The 1,318-nt window shown below is 35.0% G+C and carries 3 protein-coding genes; all 3 read left to right on the top strand.

The window, feature by feature from the left end; genetic code table 11:
• Positions 1-573: hypothetical protein (locus ACT3CE_RS18835; RefSeq protein WP_444711306.1), on the top strand; the 573-nt coding region annotated here is incomplete at its 5' end.
• A gap of 32 nt (positions 574-605) precedes the next feature.
• The gene (locus ACT3CE_RS18830; RefSeq protein WP_444711305.1) at positions 606-917 is read left to right on the top strand and encodes a hypothetical protein; all 312 of its coding nucleotides are present in this window, start codon (positions 606-608) and stop codon (positions 915-917) included.
• 121 nt (positions 918-1,038) lie between these two features.
• Positions 1,039-1,314: an RHS repeat domain-containing protein gene (locus tag ACT3CE_RS18825; RefSeq protein ID WP_444711307.1), complete on the top strand. Its 276-nt coding sequence runs from the start codon at positions 1,039-1,041 to the stop codon at positions 1,312-1,314.
• Positions 1,315-1,318: the final 4 nt, after the last annotated feature.

Below are 1,318 nucleotides of genomic sequence, written 5' to 3'. Positions count from 1 at the left end.
TATGATCCAAAAGATGAATGGAGTAACTATTCTTTAGAACAAGTACAATTTACCGAATGGTACAAACAATCTAGTGGTAGAGTTGAAATTACCGACAGCCCTATAGATTATATGTTGGGGGCAGGAATAGGTAAAGCTCTTGTAAATGGTGGTAGAAAGTTAGCAGGGAAGGTTGTTGCTAGGGCGGCTGTAAAAACGGCAGAAAAAAAGATTGCTGCTAATACAAGTTTAAATGCACTTTCGCAAGGAATGGTACCTAATGCTGGAGGAAAAATCGTATCCTTTACAACTAAAGAGATGTCCAAGTATTATAGAGTTTTTTCAAGTAACCCAAATGGTGGTGCATTTCTTACGAAAGTCTCTCCAAAATCGAGTTCTTTTGCTAGAAATGGTTTAGCGTTACCAAAATCCAATAGGGCCTCCTTTATACAAGAAGTTATAGTCCCCGAAGGAGTAACTCTTCAAAGATCTAGGACACTTGGTGCTTTTGGTAAAAGAGGTGGATTAGAACAATTTCAAATATTAAATTTTGAACCAAGAATTAAATTTTTACAAGGAGTTCCATTAAAGTAATAAAAACCATGAAAACCATAAAACAATATAATTTGAATGAAATTGTCTTTGATAATCTTAAAGACAAAACAACTAAGGAAATAATTATAGAAGAGGATAAATTGAATATTGAGTTTAATAAAATTATAGAAAGTCAGTTTTCAGGAGGTAATATTGAGGATAAATATGATCGATATAAGACTTTCTTGGGACTAGGTATGTATTCAAAGGCACATTGTGGAGGATTTATCAATTTATACAAAACACTTAGTGAAAAAGGGAACTATTACATCATTTATTCTGGTGTTAATGAGGTTTCAAATTCTCATTATATAGTTACAGTTCATATGATATTGCAAGATTAGTGTGGTATTTTATAATAATAACCGATTCTATTCATAAAAACTATACAAGTAAGCATTGATTTATTTGATTACCTTATAGTCTCGCAAACTCGATTGCAATCAGGACTTCTGGGGCAATAGGATTTTTAATCCTCCAAATGTTCATCTACAGTTTAGGTTTGCCTGTCCCGATTTTCTTCGGGAGTACGATCATCATGCGCGTTACTATGATGCAGAAATAGGTCGTTGGTGGGCAATTGACCCGGTATTGCAGTGTGCATCGCCTTATATGGCAATGGGAAATAATCCCATGATGTTTACCGATGCAGATGGAAAAACGTGGAACCCCTCGCTGCCGCAAGAATCCTTTCTTGTGGCTTGCAGAAAGATAAAGCATAGTAAAGTGCAGAAGTTCTAGTAGA

It is taken from the genome of Marinifilum sp. RC60d5 (assembly GCF_052400665.1).
In the GTDB taxonomy this organism is placed as follows: Bacteria; Bacteroidota; Bacteroidia; order Bacteroidales; family Marinifilaceae; genus JBQTGK01.
This window is presented reverse-complemented; position numbering and strand designations above follow the sequence as displayed.